Here is a 19,316-nt window from a genome sequence, read left to right as displayed (position 1 = left end):
CTCATTTCGTCATACGTGCGTAATATTAAGCGCTTTGCGCAGAATAAACGGACAGACAATCAAGAAAGCATATTCCGGGCTAAATATTGACCCGGTAAAAAACAGCGACACCGGCGTAAACAGATAAAGTTGCACGCGAAAGTTCTGGTTATCACCAAACGCGTTAATCATCATTTTGAAAACTTTAAACAGATACCACAGCGTCAACAGTACGGCGAACCACGAAAAATAAATAATTAACAGATACAGACCATTGTCTATGGTTTTACCGACATCCGCACCGTTAAAGATTCCGAATGATGCAACATATTCGTAAAGTGAGCCGAATCTTACTACACCATCAATATGGGTTAAGGAATAACCCACCATCACCAGTGGTCCAATGATGCGATAATAGGACGAGGACCCTTCCGTTCCCAAATCACCCAGACGTTCTGAGATGTAGGGGAAGGCAAATATCACGCCCACCATAAATACCGTCAGGGAGATAATCGCCAGCGGCAGTTTTTTCTTAATCGCATCTTTGTTCAGGTACTGAAACGCCCATTCCAGCAGGTAAAACAGGATAAATGTCATTACCCCTGAGAACGATCCAGACAGAACGATTCCTGCAAGAATCATAGCATCGGTCTTAGGCGTTTTGATACCAAACTGTTTGATGCTGAGCCAAATTGAGATTAACGCCAAAGCGAAAAACGCCGGTTCAAAATAGAGGGCCGTGGTACGCTTCCCGCCGAACTTGATGAAGTTCAATACATAGCTGTTGCTGTAAATGAGATATTTCGAAATTATCTCCATCAGGCTGCTGCCGCCGGTGAGGATAATTTGCGCCATCTCCATAGCAGCAAGCATAACAATTAACGCAACAGCAATATAAAAGAACCTGAGGATTTTCCGATAATTGTGCGGAGAAATCGTTTTAAAGCGAATACTCCAGACCATGCCGATAATAATGACAATATAAACAAACAGCATGGTCGAGGTGACGTATTTACTGGCATCCAGCGACTGGCCGAAGATATAGTTAAAAAGCGTCAGGCCCGTACCCAACCCTAAGGCAATCATCAGCTTCTTCAGGTTGATTTTATCGACATACAGCAGAAGCAGAACGGGCAAGAAGGTGACGATGGTTATCGGGAAGCTTTCGCCGAGCTGGGCAATCTTAACGTTGACCAGCAGGTAAATCAGCGGCAGCAGCAGATAACTACAGATTCTGATAGAACGAGACATACTCCTCCAGCATCTGTTGTCCACTGTAGGCCTTGCGGCTGCGGTTGCGGAACGATTCCAGGTCGGTGCCAAAAACGGCCTGAGCGATCTGCGCCTTCGGCAATTGCACCAGCGGCAGAACCTCCTGCTCCGCAAAAGTTTTCCCGCCGGATTTTTCCAGCACCTCACGTGCCGCATCGCTGTGGGTGGCAATCACCGGCACGCCGATGGAGAGCGCTTCACAGAGGATCAGCGGGTAGTTATCCACGCGGGAGCTGAACACCAGCGCATCCATTTCATTCAGCGCGCTCATCAGCTTGCGCTTATCGGTTTCAAACCCGTGGTTGACCACGTTAGTCCCTTCAAACGGTGAAAATTTGCCGAAGGTGTGAAGCTCAATTTTGTCACCCAGCGCCATCATGTCGCGCACCAGCTGCTGGTTGGTTTTCCCGTCGTAACGCAGGTCATGCGCAACGATAGCGATTTTCGGTTTGCCCGTGGTTTGCGCCACCGGCGTCAGGTCGGCGAGAATGGCTTCCGTCGCCACGTCGATGCCGTTGTTAATAATCTGGCAGCGCCCTGCCCCGTACAGACTGTTGAAGGCATCTGCCACGTGCTGGCTCGGGGAGATAAACGTACACCCGAGCGAGAGCATGTCGCGGAAAAGCTGACGCTTTCCGGCCACCAGCTTGTGCGCGCGATCCACCTTCACCGGCGGATAGTTGCTCAGCGTCGGGCATTTCTGGCAGTTGTTTTTCCAGCCTTCGCAGCCGTCGGTAAACGCGCAACGGCCGGTTACGCTCCAGTGATCGTGCAGCGTCCAGACGAAGCGGGTGTCGGGCTTGTGGGCCTGCACCTTCTGACAAAACGCCACCACCTCTTCCAGATTCAGCCAGTAGCTGTGCAGCACGTGAAAATGCAGCACAACCGGGCCGGTGGTGCGGGTCACCGTGCGATAAAGCGTATTCAGGTTGCCAAACAGATCGCGGTTAAACAGACGGAACAACGCAATGTTGGCAATCGAGGTCAGGCGCGGCGTGTGCTTATGCACCTGCGGGAAGTTATCGTGACTGACGCTTTTCTTGCCGCCCTTGCCATAGCCATAAATAAATCGAGACTGAAGTCCTTTTTGCAGCGCGCGCTGGTGCAGATCCAGCGCCACCCCTGCCGCTCCGCCTTCTGCGAGGCGTACGTTAAATTGCAGAATATTCATTTAATCACCTTCACGCGGGCTTTTTCTCCCACCACCAGCGCGTTATCCGGAATGGTGTCCAGCACCACGCTGCCCGCACCAATCGTGACGTTGTTACCAATCGTAATGTCGCCAATGATCACCACGTTCGCGCCCAGCTCGACGTTATTGCCAATGACCGGGCAGGCCAGGCTGTCTGGCCCACGGTTGCCAATGGTCACCCCATGGCGGATGGTGAAATCATCCCCGGCGACCACGAACTTGTTGATCACCACCGCATAGCCGTGATGGATGGTAAAGCGACGGCCAATGGTGGCAGCGGCCTGAATTTCATAGCCAAAAAAGCATTCGGTAATGATGCGGTACAGCACCAGCACGGGGGCCGCCCAGATGTTGTTCAGGATATTTTTCTTACGCCACACCGAGCAAAAATGCGCGATGCGGTACGCCAGAACCATGCAGCAAGGACGCAGGCTCCAGCTGTTAGCGCGGCAATCTTCCAGAAACATTATTTCCCCCGAAGTCCATCAGCCAGGCGCTTGCCGTTACGTATGGACAACAGCGTCAGCAGCGTGCGCCAGTTCATGCGCTTATTGCGGATCTGATAGAGGGTAAAGAGCTGATATTTACGGCTGGCACGGTCAAACTTGTCCTTGTGCTTGCGGTAAAAATGGAAGTAGCCCGAGAACTTCTTCGGCGACGAGGTGATCTGCATCTCCCCGTGGTTGATGTGCAGGATCTGCGTGGCCTCTTCCACTTTCCACGGCTCGCCATACTCCACCACCATCCGCAGGAAGATGTCGTAATCCTGCGCGGCCTTCAGTTCGGTATCGAACAGGCACTCCTTGAAGCGCCACGCCCAGGTGAAGACCTGGTTACCAATGATGTTGCGCTTGTAGAACAGGCGTCGAGAGTACGGTGATTTCGGATAGAGCGGCAGGCTGGCAGGCTGCGAGTACACCTCGCCCTGACAGACATAGTCGTTGGCATACAGGAACGCGTGCGTGACCAGCTGCTCTTTATGCGACAGGAAAATAGACAGGCGGTTCGGCGTCCATTCGTCATCGTCGTCGATGCCGGTCAGATACTGCCCTTTGGCCTGCATAATCGCCTGATTACGTACAGCACAGGCGCCAGAGTTAATCTCGTTGTGGGTATAGACCACCCGCGGGTCGTTGAGGTCAGTCACGAATTTTTGCAGCTGTTCATACGAGGAAGAGCAGTCATCAACGATGATCAGCTCCCAGTTATCGTAATCCTGACGTAACACCGACTTGATTGCGCGGATCGCCAGCTGCTGACGATTCCATGTCGGCATATAGATTGAAACTAAAGGGCGTTGTGTGGTCATGATCTTCCCCTGATCCCTCACCCCGCCCCTCCCCCCTCGGGAGAGGGTTAGGGTGAGGGGGATTGTTATTTGCTGTCTGACTTATATTCGTACTCGTAATACCCGTAATCCTGGTACCCGGTCGCGCGGCGGAAGATGGAGTTCAGGATCACCCCTTTCACCTCAATCCCGTTCTGCTCGAAGCGGCTCAGGCTGGTTTCCACCTCTTTCAGGGTATTCACCGCGTAACGCGCCACCATCAGCGTCGTACCCGCATGGCGACCCACAACGGCAGCGTCGGTCACGGCGAGAATCGGCGGCGTATCTATCAGCACCAGGTCGTAGTTTTTGCTCGCCCACTCCACCAGCTCGGTAAAGCGTTCGCTCATAAGTAGCTCGGACGGGTTAGGCGGTACCTGCCCACGTGGGATCAGGTCAAATTTCGGCACGGTAGTCGGTTTTGCGCTCTGGCTGATGTCACCTTTGCCAAGCAGGATCTCCGACAGACCGTTGACGTTGTTGGTGCCCAGCAGCTCGTGGATGTAGCCCTTACGCATATCGCAGTCGATCAGCAGCACGCGCTTGTTGGTCTGGCTAACGACCGCCGCCAGGTTGGCGCAGACGAAGGTTTTACCGATTGACGGGCTAACACCGGTCAGCATCAGGACGTTGTTTTTAGCCTGCATCATGGCGAAGTGCAGACTGGTACGCAGGCTGCGTATCGCTTCAATCGCCAGGTCGGTTGGGTTACCCACCGCCAGCAGCTGGCTCTGTTTGTAACGCTTAACGCCTTTGATGGTTTTCACGCTGTCACGGGATTTTTGCCACTCAGACAGCGGAATGCTGGCATAGACGTTGATACCGTTCTCTTCCAGCACCTGCGGGCTTTCGATACCGCGGTTGAACAGCGAACGCAGCAGCACGCCAACGATGGAGAGCATCAGGCCGAGAATAATGCTGCCGAGAATGATCAGCGCTTTCTTCGGCTTCAGCACGCCAGGCTGGGTAATCGCCGGGTCGACGATGCGCACGTCACCCACGGTGCTTGCCTCGGTGATTTTCAGCTCCTGCTGCTTGTTCAGCAGCTGCATGTAAACCTGCTGTCCTGACTCCACGTCGCGGGTCAGACGCACGATCTCCTGCTGCGTTTTCGGCATCGCGGTCACACGGTCATTGAGCTTCGCCTTCTCCTCTTCCAGCGTGCGGCGTTTCTCCAGCAGCGTGCGGTAAGCCGGGTGACGTTTGGTGTAAAGCTTGGAGATCTCCGCCTCTTTGAAGGTCAGCTCGTTGAGCTGAGCGTCAATGTTGACCATCGAATCGAGGACCGATTTCGCCTCCAGCGGCAGGTCGACAGAGTCTTTATCCTGGCGGTAGGCGTTCAGCTTGTTCTCGGCATCATCCAGGCGGGCGCGCACTTCCGGGAGCTGTTTCGACAGGAACGCCAGGCTTTTCGCCGCTTCAGCCGACTTACGCTCAACGTTCTGCTCAAGGTAGTTGCGGGTAATGCTGTTCAGGATGTCGCGGATCTGATCCTTATCTTCCCCGGTAAAGGTCATGCTCAGCACGCCGGTGTCCTTACCGTTTTCGGTGACGGTCAGGTTGTTTTGCAGGTTGTTGATCATCCCCAGCGTGGAGAATTTGGTGACGGTAAACTCCCCGCCCTCCTGGGCGTTGATCGCACTGACCATCATGCTGACGCCGTCTTTGCTCAGCATCTGTCCGACTTCACCGCGCGCGCTAAAGCCCGCGTCGCTGGTCAACTGATACTGTTTCGGGCCAAGCACCGTCAGGGTAAAGGTCTGATCGGCTGCCCCTTTTGGCAGCACGAAGTCAGTGACCTTCACCGTGTCGTTGCTTCTGCCCATCAGCCGATCCCAGCCCGCACCAAAGATTGGGAAGGTATTTTTGGTGACGGAGATATCGAGCCCAAGGTCGTGAACCGTTTTACCCAGCACCAGACGTGACTGGATGAGCTGGATTTCAGCGTCAGAGGCCGGCGGCTTGTTCGCCAGCGCAGAGCCAATGTCCTGCACCAGCGAATTACCGGTATTCTGCTCGATCTGCACCAGCGCATCGGCGCTGTAGATAGGGGTGGCGAACAGCGTATAGACGACGGCCGCCGCGGCAAACACGGCGGTAATGCCCAGCACCCACCACTTTGCCTCGATAACCGTGCCAACCAGGCGCCCAATATCAATTTCATCACTGCCCGAAGTCGGGGCGGCAGAAGGTTTTGTTTTTTCTGTCATTGTTATCCCTGCTGAGCTTTCAGTGCCTGCGCCCACTGTTGGGCAGACTGGTCAAGTAAGGTGTAAACCGCCTCGAAAGCCTCATGGCTTTTGCGATATGGATCGGGAATTTCACGCTCATTGTCCCAGTGTCCAAACAGCATCACCTTACCGCGCATCTCCGGAGCGATATCGCACAGCGCTTGAATATGGCGTTTTTCCATCGCCAGAATCAGGTCATACTCACGGCACATGCGGCCAGTGACCTGGCGGGCAACATGCCCGTCGAGGGAGAGGTGATGGTCCCCCGCCACGCTCATTGCGCGCTCATCGGCACCTTTACCGACCAGTGCACCCAGCCCTGCCGAATCAACGGTCAGTTCGGGCTGGTAGTGTTTCAACAACCGTTCAGCCGTAGGGGAACGGCAAATGTTCCCCACGCATACCACCAGAATTTTGTTAAACATCGCGGATTACCAGGTATGAATGTCGCGCGCCGTATCCGTCATGTAGCGAACGCCACTGATGGTTGGCAGCAACTGGTTGATCAGACGGTTCCAGCGGGCAACCGGTGCGGTAGTGACATACACCACGTCGTATGGCTGGAGACGGAACTCCGTCGCCATCACCAGAGAGGTCGCATCGGACATATCCAGCTGGTAGATGTTGGCAATCTTGCCTTTCGCGCTGCCCTCACCTTTCAGCGGACGGATCACGAAGATACCGGTCGCGTTAGAGGTCGTCAGATCGATACCCTCAGCATTGCCCAGCGCTTCGGTCAGCGTCATACCGCTGAAGTCCATCTTGAGGGTGCTCTGTTTCTTCACTTCACCCATCACGAAGACTTTAAGATCGTCATTGCGTGGTACATAGAGGATGTCGCCCGGATAAAGCAGGCGGTTCTGGGTCAGATCGCCGTTTTGCATCAGCGCCTGCAGCGAAATGCGCTGCTCTTTCCCGTTGTGGGTCAGTACCACGTTGCGCCAGTCGGCGCCGTCGGTTAACCCGCCTGCGGCGTTAATGGCGTCCAGCACGGTCAGAGGAACGTTGGTGATGGCCTGCTGACCAGATTTGTTCACCTGGCCGGAGATATAGGCTTTTTGCGAGCGGAATGCGGCGATATTAACGTCCACCTGCGGATCGGCGATGTACTGCGCTAAGCGGCCGGTAATATCACTGCGGATCTCGGCAAGCGTTTTCCCTGCTACATGGACTTTACCAATGTAGGGATAGAACATGGTGCCATCTGACTGCACCCAGTTACCGGTGTCGCTTGAGCTGCGGTACTGGCCCGCTGGCGTGGTCAGTTCGGGGTGATCCCAGACGGTCACGTTAATGACGTCTCCAGGCCCTACGCGATACTGGTAGGAAGCAATTTCCTGGTCCAGTGACATATTTGGCTGGGCAACGTTTGGACGTGGGCGTAATTGTTCGACCAGACGAGGCGTAAGTGGATAAACATTCACCATTTTGTCGAGATCAAAATCGGCATCCTGTTGCTTGATCACATCCTTGCCCATTGTAGACATATTGCTTCCGGGAAAGACCGTGCAACCGCTCATCAAGGTCACAGACACCAATAATGGCATCAATTTCATTTTGGAGTTCATCATTGATTATTTATCACTTTGGCAGAGTAATTATCCTGTGCAATTTAAATACGTGTGAATCTAAAATGCATTAAGAATGTAGCTAATTAAATAAAAATATAAGTGGCATCATTCCTAAAAAAAACGCTATTTGGCCAGTCACTGTTGACAACGTAATCATGGCCCACCCACACACATTCAGGCACGCTACCGCCCTTGGCTTCCAGCTACCAATACGCTATAACACAATGAATTACAAGCAAAAAACCGCAAGAATTTTTTGCTGGTGAAATAAATGAAGCATTCAAAATACGCAGGCACTATTTCGTTAATCGCCCAAAAAAAACATCAATCCTTAACGGGAGATATCCTTTTTAGGCTAATAATCTTGTAACAGTTAATCCCAAAACAGGCAAGAAAACGGGGTCCTAACGTCAACTTTTAAGAATTTATTTAGAAATGCACTTTATTTTTAAGAATTTCTTTATGTTGACAGCGTTATGATTGAACATCTTTTAATGCGATATTTCTTAATTTTGTTATTTCGGATAAATACAGATTTTCTGGATATATTAAAACTATTATACCCGCCAGTTTTAATTTAATGATTATTGAGAGAAATCTCATACTGACATTGCATTTTCCCACAGCTTTATCCATGATCGAATTGTGTCATTAGTCATATTACAGAAGGTATTGCTACTACTATGGAATGGATTGCCGATCCCTCAATCTGGGCCGGGCTGGTTACGCTGGTTGTCATCGAGCTGGTGCTCGGGATTGATAATCTGGTTTTTATCGCCATCCTCGCTGAAAAACTGCCTCCTTCCCAGCGCGATCGCGCGCGCGTAACGGGGCTGCTGCTGGCGATGGTGATGCGCTTACTGCTGCTGGCCTCTATTTCCTGGCTGGTCACGCTCACTCAGCCTCTGTTCTCCATTCACGGTCTGAGCTTTAGCGCCCGCGATCTGATCATGCTCTTCGGCGGGCTATTCCTGCTGTTCAAAGCCACCGTGGAGCTCAACGAGCGGCTGGAAGGCAAAGACAGCGAGAACCCGACCCAGCGCCGCGGAGCAAAATTCTGGCCGGTGGTCGCGCAAATCGTGGTGCTGGATGCGGTCTTCTCCCTGGACTCGGTGATCACCGCCGTCGGGATGGTGGACCTCCTTGCGGTGATGATGGCCGCGGTCATTATTGCCATCACGCTGATGGTCATGGCCAGCAAGGCACTGACCCGCTTCGTGAACAGTCACCCGACCATCGTTATCCTTTGCCTGAGCTTCCTGCTGATGATTGGCTTCAGCCTGGTGGCAGACGGTTTTGGCTTCCATATTCCGAAAGGCTACCTGTATGCCGCCATCGGGTTCTCCGTCATGATTGAAGCGCTTAACCAGCTGGCGATATTCAACCGCCGTCGCTTCCTTTCCGCCAATCAGACTCTGCGTCAGCGCACAGCCGACACGGTCATGCGTCTGTTAAGCGGCAAGAAAGAGGATGCGGAGCTGGACGCCGAATCCTCCGCCATGCTGGCCGACCACAGCGACGGGCAGATCTTTGACCCGCAGGAACGACGGATGATTGAGCGAGTGCTCAATCTGAACCAGCGTACGGTCAGCAGCATTATGACGTCGCGGCATGACATTGAGCATATTGACCTGACGGCCCCGGAAGCGCACATTCGCGCCCTGCTGGATAAAAACCAGCACACCCGCGTGGTGGTGACCGGCGGGGAAGTGGAAGAGGAGCTATTGGGCGTGGTACACGTCATTGATCTGCTCCAGCAGCAGCTCCACGGTGGGCCGCTCAATCTCCGCGCTCTGGTTCGCCAGCCGCTGGTCTTCCCGGAGGGGCTGCCGTTGCTTTCCGCCCTTGAGCAATTCCGTAACGCGCGCACCCACTTTGCCTTTGTGGTGGATGAGTTTGGTTCGGTGGAAGGGCTGGTCACGCTCAGCGACGTGATGGAAACCATTGCCGGTAATCTGCCAAACGAGGTGGATGAGATAGACGCCCGCCACGACATTCAGAAAAACGCCGACGGCTCGTGGACGGCTAACGGCCATATGCCGCTGGAAGACCTGGTGCAGTATGTGCCGCTGCCGCTGGATGATAAACGGGAATACCACACCATTGCCGGTCTGCTGATGGAGTATTTGCAGCGTATCCCACAGCCGGGGGAAGAGGTTCAGGTCGGCGACTATCGGCTTAAAACGCTCCAGATTGAAAACCATCGCGTGCAGAAGGTTCAGCTGATACCGCTGCGGGAAGAGGAAGAACTGGATTTTGAGGTGTAAAAAAGCCGGGTGGCGTTTCGCTCACCCGGCCTGCGGTGTTCGGTTTTTGTAGGCCGGGTAAGGCGAAGCCCCCCCCCCGGCGCAACAGGCATCACAGCTTATCCAGCAGCTTCTTCACATCCTTGCCGTCCTGTGAATCTTTATTACGATCCGCCCAGCCGCTGAGTCGACGTTTCGCTTCATCCTGCAGATGCTTACGCAGGATCTGATCCACCTGCAGACTGTAATTCAGGGCCTGCCATTTGCCGTATACGCTCAATGGGACCGGCGTCTGTTTCAGGAAGTCGATGAGCTTGCTTTCCCCCTGCCAGCCGGAAAGTACCCGCACGTTAAAGCGCGTGTCCGCCGTCTCTTTGACCAGATCCAGCTTACCCTCGCCCGTTACTGATAAGAGTGAAGAGGTACCCTGCATTCCGTCGAGAGAGAGTTGTCCGTTGTTCAGCGTCAGGTCCGTGGTGAAGCTGTCGAGGCGCGTGGCACTGTCGTAGCTCTCCTGGGCTTTCACATCGCTGCTGCGCTCCACCGCCTGCTGCACCAGTTGCTGGAAGTTAAGCCCTTCCATACGGGAGTTTTTCAGATCAAGATGCGCCTGCCCTTGCCACTCGCGGCGGAAAGCATCGGCATCAATTTTCGTGCCGGAGAAGTCCCCCGCCAGCGTCAGCTGCCCCGTCAGAGAGATCGGGTAGTTAAACGCGGTCAGGATGGTGCCTATCTCAACGTTATCGAGACGCGGCTGGAATTCGGCGCTGGCAACGTCTTTACGGACATCCAGCGTGCCGGGCAGTGAGAGGTGTCCTGCGCCCATCTTGCCGCTCAGTTCGGAGATCACCAGCAAACCGTTATGGTTAAACATCTGGCTGCTCACGTCGGTAAAGTCCATGCCGCGCCAGCGCAGGCTGGTGGCTTTCAGCAGAATATCCGCCGTGAATCCGCGCAGAGCGTTATAGTCAGGTTGATCGAGATTCGACGAAATAACCGGACGTGATACTGGTGCCTGGCTTTGCCCCGTCTGCGTCGCCTCGCTGTCCGTGGCGCTGGCTGGCAGAGGTGGCAACAGGTTTTCCAGGTTGAGCTTGTCAAATTGCAGATTCAGCACCCACTTCGGCTTCTCTTCAAAGGTGACGCTCGCCTGCCCCTTCAGACTACTGTCATTTGCCTGCAGGTTGAGATTATCCAGCTCCAGCTGTTTTTGTTCCTCACGCCACACGGCCTGCAGCGTCCCCTGACCGGCGATCCCCTGGGTGGGCAGATTGGCCCCCGTCAGCTGCCAGTTAAGCTGCTGGATGTTCGCCGTGAGCTGATGCGGATAGTCTGACGCATTCACATTAGCATTCAACGACAGCGTCAGATCCCGCTGATCGCGGTTCACGCGCCCGCTAAATTCCACCGATGCAAGATGGTGCTCATCCTGTTCCATCTGCAGATTAATGTTGCGAACGGTGACCAGCTCTTCGTGCTCATGCTGGAAAACCAGCACGCTATCGGCCACTTTCAGTTTGCCAATATCAAAGGACCAGCCAGTATCAGACGGTTCATCAGGCAGGGTATTTTCACGCGGTGCCACCGGCGCGTTGGCATCACGGACAGCTTCAGTTTGTGGGGTGAGCTGAATCACCGCGCCTTTCAGCATCACCTGATTCACCTGCAGCTGATGGGAAATGAGCGGGATCAGCGCCACATCAAGGCGCATGTTGTCTGCGGACACCAGCGGCTGGGACGCCCCCGGCGCCGTGAGCGACATGCGGCCAGAGAGAATGCTGAGCTGCGGCCAGACGTGCCAGCGCAGCGGCCCGTCCAGCTTCAGTTGATAACCACTGCGTGCCTCAACCTGCCGCACCATATACGCGCGGAAGTCGTTAGGGTTAACCAGCAGAACCAACGCCGAAAGGCCAGCCACCAGCACCACCAGCAAAATCATCAGCGTTGTCAGAACTCTTCTCATGGCATCCTCAATGGACTAACGATCAGTCTTTATCAATACGGCTGGCAACCGCACCCTGCTGGTCGCGATATTTTGCGTCCTGACGGCGGTTATACGGCCTGTCTGCCGGGCCTGACAGCGGTTCAAAACTTAACGCGCCGATCATCATCCCCGGACGAAGCGCCAGCGGCAATTTACCGGCATTGAAGAATTCCAGCACAATACGGCCCGACCAGCCTGGATCGATACGGTGCGCGGTCACGTGTACCATCAGTCCCAGTCGGGCCAGCGAAGAACGGCCGTCAAGCCAGCCGACGAGGTCCGCAGGCAGGGTGACGGATTCAAACGTTACCGCCAGCGCCAGTTCACCCGGATGCAGATAAAAGGCTTCGCCATCTTCGATTACGATTTCGTCACTCATCACGCGATCGAGCGCGGCGCTGACTTCGTCCTTCGGTCCGCTGAGGTCAATGAACGGTGCGGTATGGCCGCTAAAGGTGCGGAATTTATTCCCCAACCGGACATCGACGGTCACCCCATTGATACGCTCAACAGGTGGACGTGGGGTAATAGACAAACGGCCTTCATCCAGCCAGGCTTCAATATCGCGATCACAAAGACGCATGCCTTTTTCTCCTTTCATGCATCGTACCCTGAGCCGGTAAGCGCTCAGGGTAAAACCAGGTTATCTCTGAACGGTACACAATTCACGCGGCTTATTCAAAAAACTGGCTGATTTTCGCTTTTAAGATATCGATCGCGATGCGGTTTTTACCCCCGCGCGGCACGATGATATCGGCGTATTGTTTGGAGGGCTCAATAAACTGCAGGAACATCGGGCGGACCGTTTTCTGGTATTGCGCCATCACGGAGTCCATTGAGCGGCCACGTTCATTAACGTCACGCTTGATGCGGCGCATCAGGCAAATATCCAGCGGGGTATCGACGAAAATCGAGAAGTTCATGGATTCACGCAGGCGGGCGTCGGTCAGCAGCAGGATGCCTTCAAGGATAATGACCTTTTTCGGCTCGATGCGGATCGTTTCCTGGGTGCGGGTATGTTCTACGTAACTGTAAACGGGCAGTTCGATCGCCTGGCCGCTCTTAAGCGCTTCTAAATGCTGGAACAGCAGGCTGTGATCCATCGCATTAGGGTGGTCATAGTTCGTTTTAACGCGCTCTTCCATCGACAGATGGGATTGATCTTTGTAATAGCTGTCTTCGGGAATGACGCCGATATGCTCATCACCTACTTGTTCACGCAGTTCGCGATAAAGCGTACTGGCAATTAGACTTTTACCTGAAGCCGATGCGCCGGCGATGCCTATAATGACGCACTGATGAGACTTATCAGTCATAAATTTAGCGACCTGATTAACCTGGATGTAAAGGAAGGACGACGCCGGAGCGTCAAACGCGGCAATTATAGGGATTTCGCGGGCGTGATACCAGTCGAATACTCAGGTTCTGCGAGACTGACCGAAAAGTGACGAGTTATTCCCTGAATGAAATTTAAATGCGCATTTTTTCGCCGCTTACCCGTTTTTTTTCACGGAGTAAGTATTTAATAAGTCTGTGTTGTCAAATTCTGAGCGGTCACCATATGAATTGTAAATTGTTTGTACTAGCATAAACCAAATTATCAAATTCACGCGTTCGGACATCTTCTTCCCTGACGGCATGGCGTCTCTGGATAAAGCGGTAATGAATAAACAATACCAGCGGGTTTTGGTGACCACCCCACATCCTTTATTACGACTTGTCTGTCTGGGCCTGGTCACCTTTATCTTTACCTTATTTTCGCTGGAGCTCACCCGCTTCGGCACCCTGCTGGCCCCGCTCTGGTTTCCCACCGCCATTATGATGGTGGCGTTTTACCGCCATGCCGGAAAAATGTGGCCGGGCATTGCCCTGGCCTGTTCATTCGGCAATATTCTGGCCTCATGGATGCTGTTCTCCTGGGGGTCGGTCAGTCTCATCTACCCTGCGGTCAACGTCATTGAGGCCGTTATCGGCGCGCTGTTCCTGCGTAAATGGCTCCCGTGGTACAACCCGCTGCAGAATCTGAACGACTGGATCCGCGTGGCCATCGGCAGCGCGCTGGTGCCGCCACTGATGGGCGGCATTCTGGTGTCTCTGCTGGCACCCGGCTCTGAGCCCCTGCGTAATTTCTTCGTCTGGGTGTTGTCAGAAGCCATTGGCGCACTGGCACTGGTGCCACTGGGGCTGTTATTTAAGCCGCATTATCTGCTGCGCCACCGTGACCCGCGATTGCTGCTGGAAACGCTGACCACGCTGGCCGTGACGTTAGCCCTCAGTTGGGCAGCCATCACCTGGCTGCCGTGGCCCTTCACCTGCGTGATCGTTCTGCTGATGTGGAGCGCCGTGCGCCTGCCGCGGATGGAAGCGTTCATGGTGTTTCTGGTCACCGTGATGGTGGTGTCGCTGATGATTGCCCGCAATCCTCTGGCGCTGACCACCCAGCACGCCGGGCCGATGCTGAACGCCCCCTGGCTGCCGTTCCTGATGCTGCTCCTGCCCGCTAACGTGATGACCATGGTGATGTACGCCTTCCGCGCCGAACGCAAACATATCACCGAAAGCGAAGAGCGCTTTCGTAACGCGATGGAATATTCCGCCATCGGCATGGCGCTGGTCAGCATTGAAGGCAAATGGCTTCAGGCTAACAAGGCGCTGTGCAATTTCCTCGGCTACAGCCAGACGGAGCTTCAGTCGCTGACCTTCCAGCAGCTCACCTGGCCAGAAGATCTGAATACCGACCTCGAGCAGCTCGAACAGCTGGTCAACGGCGAGATCAATACCTACTCCCTCGAAAAGCGCTATTACACCCGCGACGGGGAAGTGGTCTGGGCGCTTCTTGCCGTCTCCGTGGTGCGCCATGCCGACGGCTCGCCGCTCTATTTTATTGCCCAGATTGAAGACATTAACGATCTGAAGCAGACCGAATGGGTCAATAAGCGCCTGATGGAGCGCATTACGCTGGCTAACGAAGCCGGGGGCATCGGCATCTGGGAGTGGGATCTGGAACCCGACATTATCAGCTGGGATAAGCGGATGTTTGAGCTCTATGAAATACCGCCGCACATCAAGCCCACCTGGCAGCTCTGGCACGACACGATGCTGCCGGAGGATCGCGTCCACGCTGAGCAGGTGCTGCGGGACTCCCTGATTTCCCGCCTGCCGTTTAAGCTGGAATTCCGCATCCGCGTGAAGGAAGGCGTGCGTCATATTCGCTCCCTGGCGAACCGGGTGCTCAATAAGCAGGGGGAAGTTGAACGGCTGCTCGGCATCAACATGGACATGACCGAGGTTAAGCAGCTTAACGAGGCCCTCTTCCAGGAAAAAGAGCGTCTGCACATTACCCTCGACTCCATCGGTGAAGCGGTGCTGTGCACCGATATCAACATGAACGTCACCTTTATGAACCCGGTCGCGGAGAAAATGAGCGGCTGGCTCCAGACCGAGGCTATCGGCCAGCCGATCCTGAAGGTGTTACACATTACCTTCGGTGAAAAAGGGCCGCTGATGGAGAATATTCACAGCGGCGATATGTCCCGTTCCGATATCGATCAGGACGTGGTGCTGAACTGCCGTACTGGCGGCAATTATGATATCCACTACAGCATTACGCCGCTCAGCACGCTGGATGGACAGAATATTGGCTCGGTGATCGTCATTCAGGACGTCACCGAGTCGCGCAAAATGCTGCGCCAGCTAAGCTACAGCGCCTCCCACGATGCCCTGACCCATCTGGCAAACCGGGTCAGCTTCGAAAACCATCTCAAACGGCTCTTGCAGACCGTTCGCGAAACGCGCCAGCGCCATGCCCTGGTGTTTATCGACCTCGATCGCTTCAAAGCCGTCAACGACACGGCTGGCCACGCCGCGGGTGATGCCCTGCTGCGGGAACTGGCTTCCCTGATGTTGACCATGCTCCGCTCCAGCGACGTGCTGGCGCGTCTGGGCGGGGACGAGTTCGGGTTACTGTTACCGGACTGCAACCTGGAAAGCGCGCGCTATATCGCCGGTCGCCTGATTCATGCCATCAACGACTATCACTTTATGTGGGAAGGCCGCCTGCACCGGATCGGCGCCAGCGCCGGCATCACGCTGATTGATGAAAATAACCATCAGGCATCGGAGATCATGTCGCAGGCGGACATTGCCTGTTACGCCTCAAAAAACAGCGGGCGCGGCATGGTGACGGTGTATGAACCCCAGCAGGAGCGGGATCACCACACGCGCAGCATGATGTCGCTTGATGAACAGTGGCACATGATTAAAGACAATCATCTGATGATGATTGCCCGCAGCGTCGCCTCCCCGCGCATCCCGGAGAGCAGTAATTTCTGGCTGCTGTCGTTACGCCTGTGGACCAGCCAGGGCGAAGTTCAGGAAGAGCATGCCTTCCGCTCGGGTCTGGCCGAGCCTGAGCTTCTGCACGCCCTCGACAGACGGATCTTTAGCGAATTTTTCCGCACCTATGCCACCCAGATCGCCAGTAAAGGCATGGGCGTGGCGCTGCCGCTCTCGGAGGCCGGTTTAGCCAGCGTGACGCTGGTCGATGAACTGCTCGATCTGCTGGATAAAAGCCCGATGCCGGGCCGTCTGCTGCATCTGGTTATCTCTGCCGATGTGGTGTGCAACCCGGATAAGAACCTGCACAGGGGTCTGCAAAAGCTTCGCCAGGCGGGCTGCCGCGTGATCTTCAGCCAGGTGGGACGCGACATGAACGTCTTTACCCACCTGACCGCGAATATGGCCGACTATCTGATGCTGGATGCAGAGGTGGTAACCAACGTGTATGGCAATCTGATGGATGAGATGATGGTGACCATTGTTCAGGGCCACGCCCAGCGTGTGGGAATGAAAACTATCGCGGGCCCCTGTAACCAGCCCATCATGATGGATACGCTCTCCGGCATCGGCATCGATTTTATCTTTGGTGACACCATCGCCGAGCCGCAGCCATTAGATCTTCTGCTCAACACCAGCTATTTCGCCATCAACTGACGGTGCCCAGCCGTCGGTATACCAGATGTGCAGCAGCGCGTAGGAGCGCCACGGCTTCCAGCGTTCGGCATAACGACGAATTTGCGCGGGCGTCATTCCGGCGAAGCGCTGTTTAATCAGGTAATCATCCGGCAGAAACACATCTTTCGCCTGCCAGCCGCGCAGGGCCAGATAATTTGCCGTCCAGCGCCCTATCCCCGGCCGCTGCTGTAACGCCTTCATCCCCTCTTCTGTATTCGCGGGCGGGGAAAGCGGAAACGTTCCGTCGATAACCGACTGCGCCAGATGAATCAGCGACTCCGCGCGCTTTAGCGGCATACCCAACGCCTTCAGCGCCAGCGGGTCCGCTGCCGCCAGCGCCTGGGGCGTGGGGAAGCAGAGATAGCCCGGACAGTCCGCCACCGGTTCGCCACAGAGCGCCACCACGCGTGACGCCAGCTTCGCCGCCATCGCCACGCTCACCAGCTGCCCGAGGATCGCCCGGACGCCCTGCTCGTACGCATCCATCGCCCCCGGTAAACGCAAGCCTGGCCTTGCAGCACCGAGTTCGCCCAGCGTTTCTGCTATTTGCTGCGGGTTACAGCGGAGATCGAACAGGCGTTCGATGCGTTCAAGACACGCCTGCGCAACCGGAATTAACCCCTGGCTGAGCGTCACGCTCAGCGTATGGCTGGCAATATCCGGCGTCACGCGGAAAATCCCCTGATGCCCCTCGCAGGCAAAACTGCGCTCATAGTAATCGTTGGTGACGGTTTCAATGCCCGTTACCGCGCGCGCGCCAAGAAAACCAAACATCCACTGCCAGTCATAAGGGGGAAGCCAGGTGAGGGTATACATCGTTGCTCCTTTTTTAGTGTTATCAGCATAAACGTAAAGACCCTGTTTTGCCTTGCTTTCATATTCCTGTTGTCGCCATGCAGACATTTCGTTAAAGTCTCGCCCCTTCTCACCGGCATGGGGATTCATCGTGTTTATTGGATTTGACTACGGTACGGCAAACTGCTCGGTTGCGATTATGCAAGACGGGCAGCCACGGCTCCTGAAAATGGAAAAAGAGGGCACGCTGCTGCCGTCTATGCTCTGCGCGCCGACGCGTGAAGCCGTGAGCGAATGGCTGTTCCGCCACCATCAGGTTCCGGCCACGGCGGCGGAGACCCAGGCGCTGCTGCGCCGGGCGGTCAGCTTTAACCGCGAGGAAGATATCGACGTTACGCCCTCCAGCGTGCAGTTCGGCCTCTCCTCGCTCGGGCACTACATTGAAGACCCCGAAGAGGTCTATTTCGTTAAGTCGCCAAAATCCTTCCTCGGCGCCAGCGGCCTGAAGCCACAGCAGGTCGCGCTGTTCGAAGACCTGGTGTGCGCGATGATGCTGCATATTCGCCAGCAGGCGCAGACGCAGGTCTCCGATGCGATTACCCAGGCGGTGATTGGCCGCCCGATCAACTTCCAGGGGCTGGGCGGCGACGAGGCCAACCAGCAGGCGCAGGGGATCCTGGAGCGCGCGGCGCACCGCGCCGGCTTCCGCGACGTGGTATTCCAGTATGAACCGGTTGCCGCAGGGCTGGACTTCGAAGCCACACTGACGGAAGAGAAGCGCGTGCTGGTCGTGGATATCGGCGGGGGCACGACGGACTGCTCGCTGCTGCTGATGGGGCCGCAGTGGCATCGCCGTCGCGATCGTGAAAACAGCCTGCTCGGGCACAGCGGCTGCCGCGTGGGCGGTAACGATCTGGATATCGCCCTGGCCTTCAAGAGCCTGATGCCGCTGCTCGGCATGGGGGGGCAAACCGAAAAAGGCATCGCCCTGCCGATCCTGCCGTGGTGGAACGCGATTGCCATCAACGACGTGCCTGCGCAGAGTGATTTTTACAGCACCGCCAACGGCCGCTTCCTTAACGATCTGGTGCGCGATGCCCAGGACGGCGAAAAGGTCGCCCTGCTCTATAAAGTGTGGCGTCAGCGTCTGAGCTACCGCGTGGTGCGTACGGCGGAAGAGAGCAAAATCGCCCTGTCCGACCGCGCTGAACATGCGGTCTCCCTGCCGTTTATCAGTGACGAACTGGCCACTGCCATTTCGCAGGACGGGCTGGAGACGGCGCTCGCACAGCCGCTACAGCGCATTCTGGAACAGGTGCAGCTCGCGCTGGAGAACGGCAAAGAGAAGCCGGACGTGATTTACCTGACCGGCGGTAGCGCTCGTTCACCGCTGATCAAGAAAGCGCTGGCCGAACAGCTGCCGGGAATACCTATCGCGGGTGGCGATGACTTTGGCTCCGTTACCGCAGGGCTGGCGCGCTGGGCGCAGGTGATGTTTAGCTAGTGCGGTTGTGCCGGGTGGCGGCTTCGCCTTACCCGGCCTACAAAACGTGTGTTGTTGTAGTGCGGTCTGGTGCCCTCTCCCACAAAACACCAAAAACGGCAACATCCGTTGCCGTTCGCATTTACCTTGTAGGCCGGGTAAGCGAAGCGTCACCCGGCAACACTCAGACAATTCCCGACAGTCTTCCATATTTCCTCCATTT

The 19,316-nt window shown here is 55.5% G+C and carries 14 protein-coding genes; 3 read left to right on the top strand and 11 right to left on the bottom strand.

The window, feature by feature from the left end:
- Positions 1 to 9 precede the first annotated feature (9 nt).
- The 7 genes from wcaD to FHC52_RS05375 all read right to left on the bottom strand — a co-directional run bounded on the left by wcaD (position 10) and on the right by FHC52_RS05375 (position 7,572).
- Positions 10 to 1,230, bottom strand: coding sequence for a colanic acid polymerase WcaD (wcaD, locus tag FHC52_RS05405; RefSeq protein WP_008499419.1), 1,221 nt, complete (start codon positions 1,228 to 1,230; stop codon positions 10 to 12).
- Positions 1,205 to 2,422, bottom strand: coding sequence for a colanic acid biosynthesis glycosyltransferase WcaC (gene wcaC / locus FHC52_RS05400; protein ID WP_008499418.1), 1,218 nt, complete (start codon positions 2,420 to 2,422; stop codon positions 1,205 to 1,207). Before wcaC ends, wcaD begins: the two co-directional genes overlap by 26 nt.
- Complete coding sequence (wcaB, locus tag FHC52_RS05395; protein WP_008499417.1) at positions 2,419 to 2,910, bottom strand: colanic acid biosynthesis acetyltransferase WcaB; 492 nt, start codon at positions 2,908 to 2,910, stop codon at positions 2,419 to 2,421. The genes wcaC and wcaB overlap by 4 nt, the downstream gene beginning before the upstream one ends.
- Positions 2,910 to 3,752 carry a colanic acid biosynthesis glycosyltransferase WcaA gene (gene wcaA / locus FHC52_RS05390; RefSeq protein WP_021241458.1) on the bottom strand — a complete coding sequence of 281 codons (843 nt, stop codon included), beginning with the start codon at positions 3,750 to 3,752 and terminating at the stop codon, positions 2,910 to 2,912. The genes wcaB and wcaA overlap by 1 nt, the downstream gene beginning before the upstream one ends.
- A gap of 65 nt (positions 3,753 to 3,817) precedes the next feature.
- On the bottom strand, positions 3,818 to 5,980 hold the full coding sequence (gene wzc, locus FHC52_RS05385) for a tyrosine-protein kinase Wzc (RefSeq protein WP_220419956.1): 2,163 nt from the start codon (positions 5,978 to 5,980) through the stop codon (positions 3,818 to 3,820).
- 2 nt (positions 5,981 to 5,982) lie between these two features.
- Positions 5,983 to 6,426: a low molecular weight protein-tyrosine-phosphatase Wzb gene (wzb, locus tag FHC52_RS05380; RefSeq protein WP_220419955.1), complete on the bottom strand. Its 444-nt coding sequence runs from the start codon at positions 6,424 to 6,426 to the stop codon at positions 5,983 to 5,985.
- 6 nt (positions 6,427 to 6,432) lie between these two features.
- Positions 6,433 to 7,572 carry a polysaccharide export protein gene (locus FHC52_RS05375; RefSeq protein ID WP_008499413.1) on the bottom strand — a complete coding sequence of 380 codons (1,140 nt, stop codon included), beginning with the start codon at positions 7,570 to 7,572 and terminating at the stop codon, positions 6,433 to 6,435.
- 683 nt (positions 7,573 to 8,255) lie between these two features.
- Here FHC52_RS05375 and FHC52_RS05370 point away from each other — a divergent pair.
- Positions 8,256 to 9,839, top strand: coding sequence for a TerC family protein (locus FHC52_RS05370; protein ID WP_220419954.1), 1,584 nt, complete (start codon positions 8,256 to 8,258; stop codon positions 9,837 to 9,839).
- Positions 9,840 to 9,930: 91 nt separating this feature from the next.
- On the opposite strand, the gene asmA is transcribed toward FHC52_RS05370, so the two are convergent.
- The 3 genes from asmA to udk all read right to left on the bottom strand — a co-directional run bounded on the left by asmA (position 9,931) and on the right by udk (position 13,118).
- Entirely contained in the window at positions 9,931 to 11,781 is a 1,851-nt protein-coding gene (asmA, locus tag FHC52_RS05365) for an outer membrane assembly protein AsmA (protein WP_126289227.1), read from the bottom strand.
- A gap of 22 nt (positions 11,782 to 11,803) precedes the next feature.
- Positions 11,804 to 12,385, bottom strand: a complete 582-nt coding sequence (gene dcd, locus FHC52_RS05360) for a dCTP deaminase (protein WP_008500854.1) — start codon at positions 12,383 to 12,385, stop codon at positions 11,804 to 11,806.
- A gap of 91 nt (positions 12,386 to 12,476) precedes the next feature.
- Positions 12,477 to 13,118 (bottom strand): uridine kinase, encoded by a 642-nt coding sequence (gene udk, locus FHC52_RS05355; protein WP_008500855.1) that lies wholly within the window; start codon positions 13,116 to 13,118, stop codon positions 12,477 to 12,479.
- 346 nt (positions 13,119 to 13,464) lie between these two features.
- On the opposite strand from udk, the gene FHC52_RS05350 reads away from it, so the two are divergent.
- A complete protein-coding gene (locus FHC52_RS05350) occupies positions 13,465 to 16,794 on the top strand; it encodes a diguanylate cyclase (protein WP_008500856.1) in 3,330 nt (1,109 codons plus the stop codon).
- On the opposite strand, the gene alkA is transcribed toward FHC52_RS05350, so the two are convergent.
- Positions 16,753 to 17,631: a DNA-3-methyladenine glycosylase 2 gene (gene alkA, locus FHC52_RS05345; protein WP_039025011.1), complete on the bottom strand. Its 879-nt coding sequence runs from the start codon at positions 17,629 to 17,631 to the stop codon at positions 16,753 to 16,755. The genes FHC52_RS05350 and alkA overlap by 42 nt on opposite strands.
- A gap of 130 nt (positions 17,632 to 17,761) precedes the next feature.
- Here alkA and yegD point away from each other — a divergent pair, with 130 nt between their 5' ends.
- On the top strand, positions 17,762 to 19,114 hold the full coding sequence (gene yegD, locus FHC52_RS05340; RefSeq protein ID WP_220419953.1) for a molecular chaperone: 1,353 nt from the start codon (positions 17,762 to 17,764) through the stop codon (positions 19,112 to 19,114).
- Positions 19,115 to 19,316 lie beyond the last annotated feature (202 nt).

The sequence above is a fragment of the Enterobacter sp. EC_64 genome (genome assembly GCF_019584165.1).
In the GTDB taxonomy this organism is placed as follows: Bacteria; Pseudomonadota; Gammaproteobacteria; order Enterobacterales; family Enterobacteriaceae; genus Enterobacter; species Enterobacter roggenkampii.
Note: the sequence above shows the minus strand (reverse complement) of the source record. Positions and strands in the feature narration are given on the sequence as shown.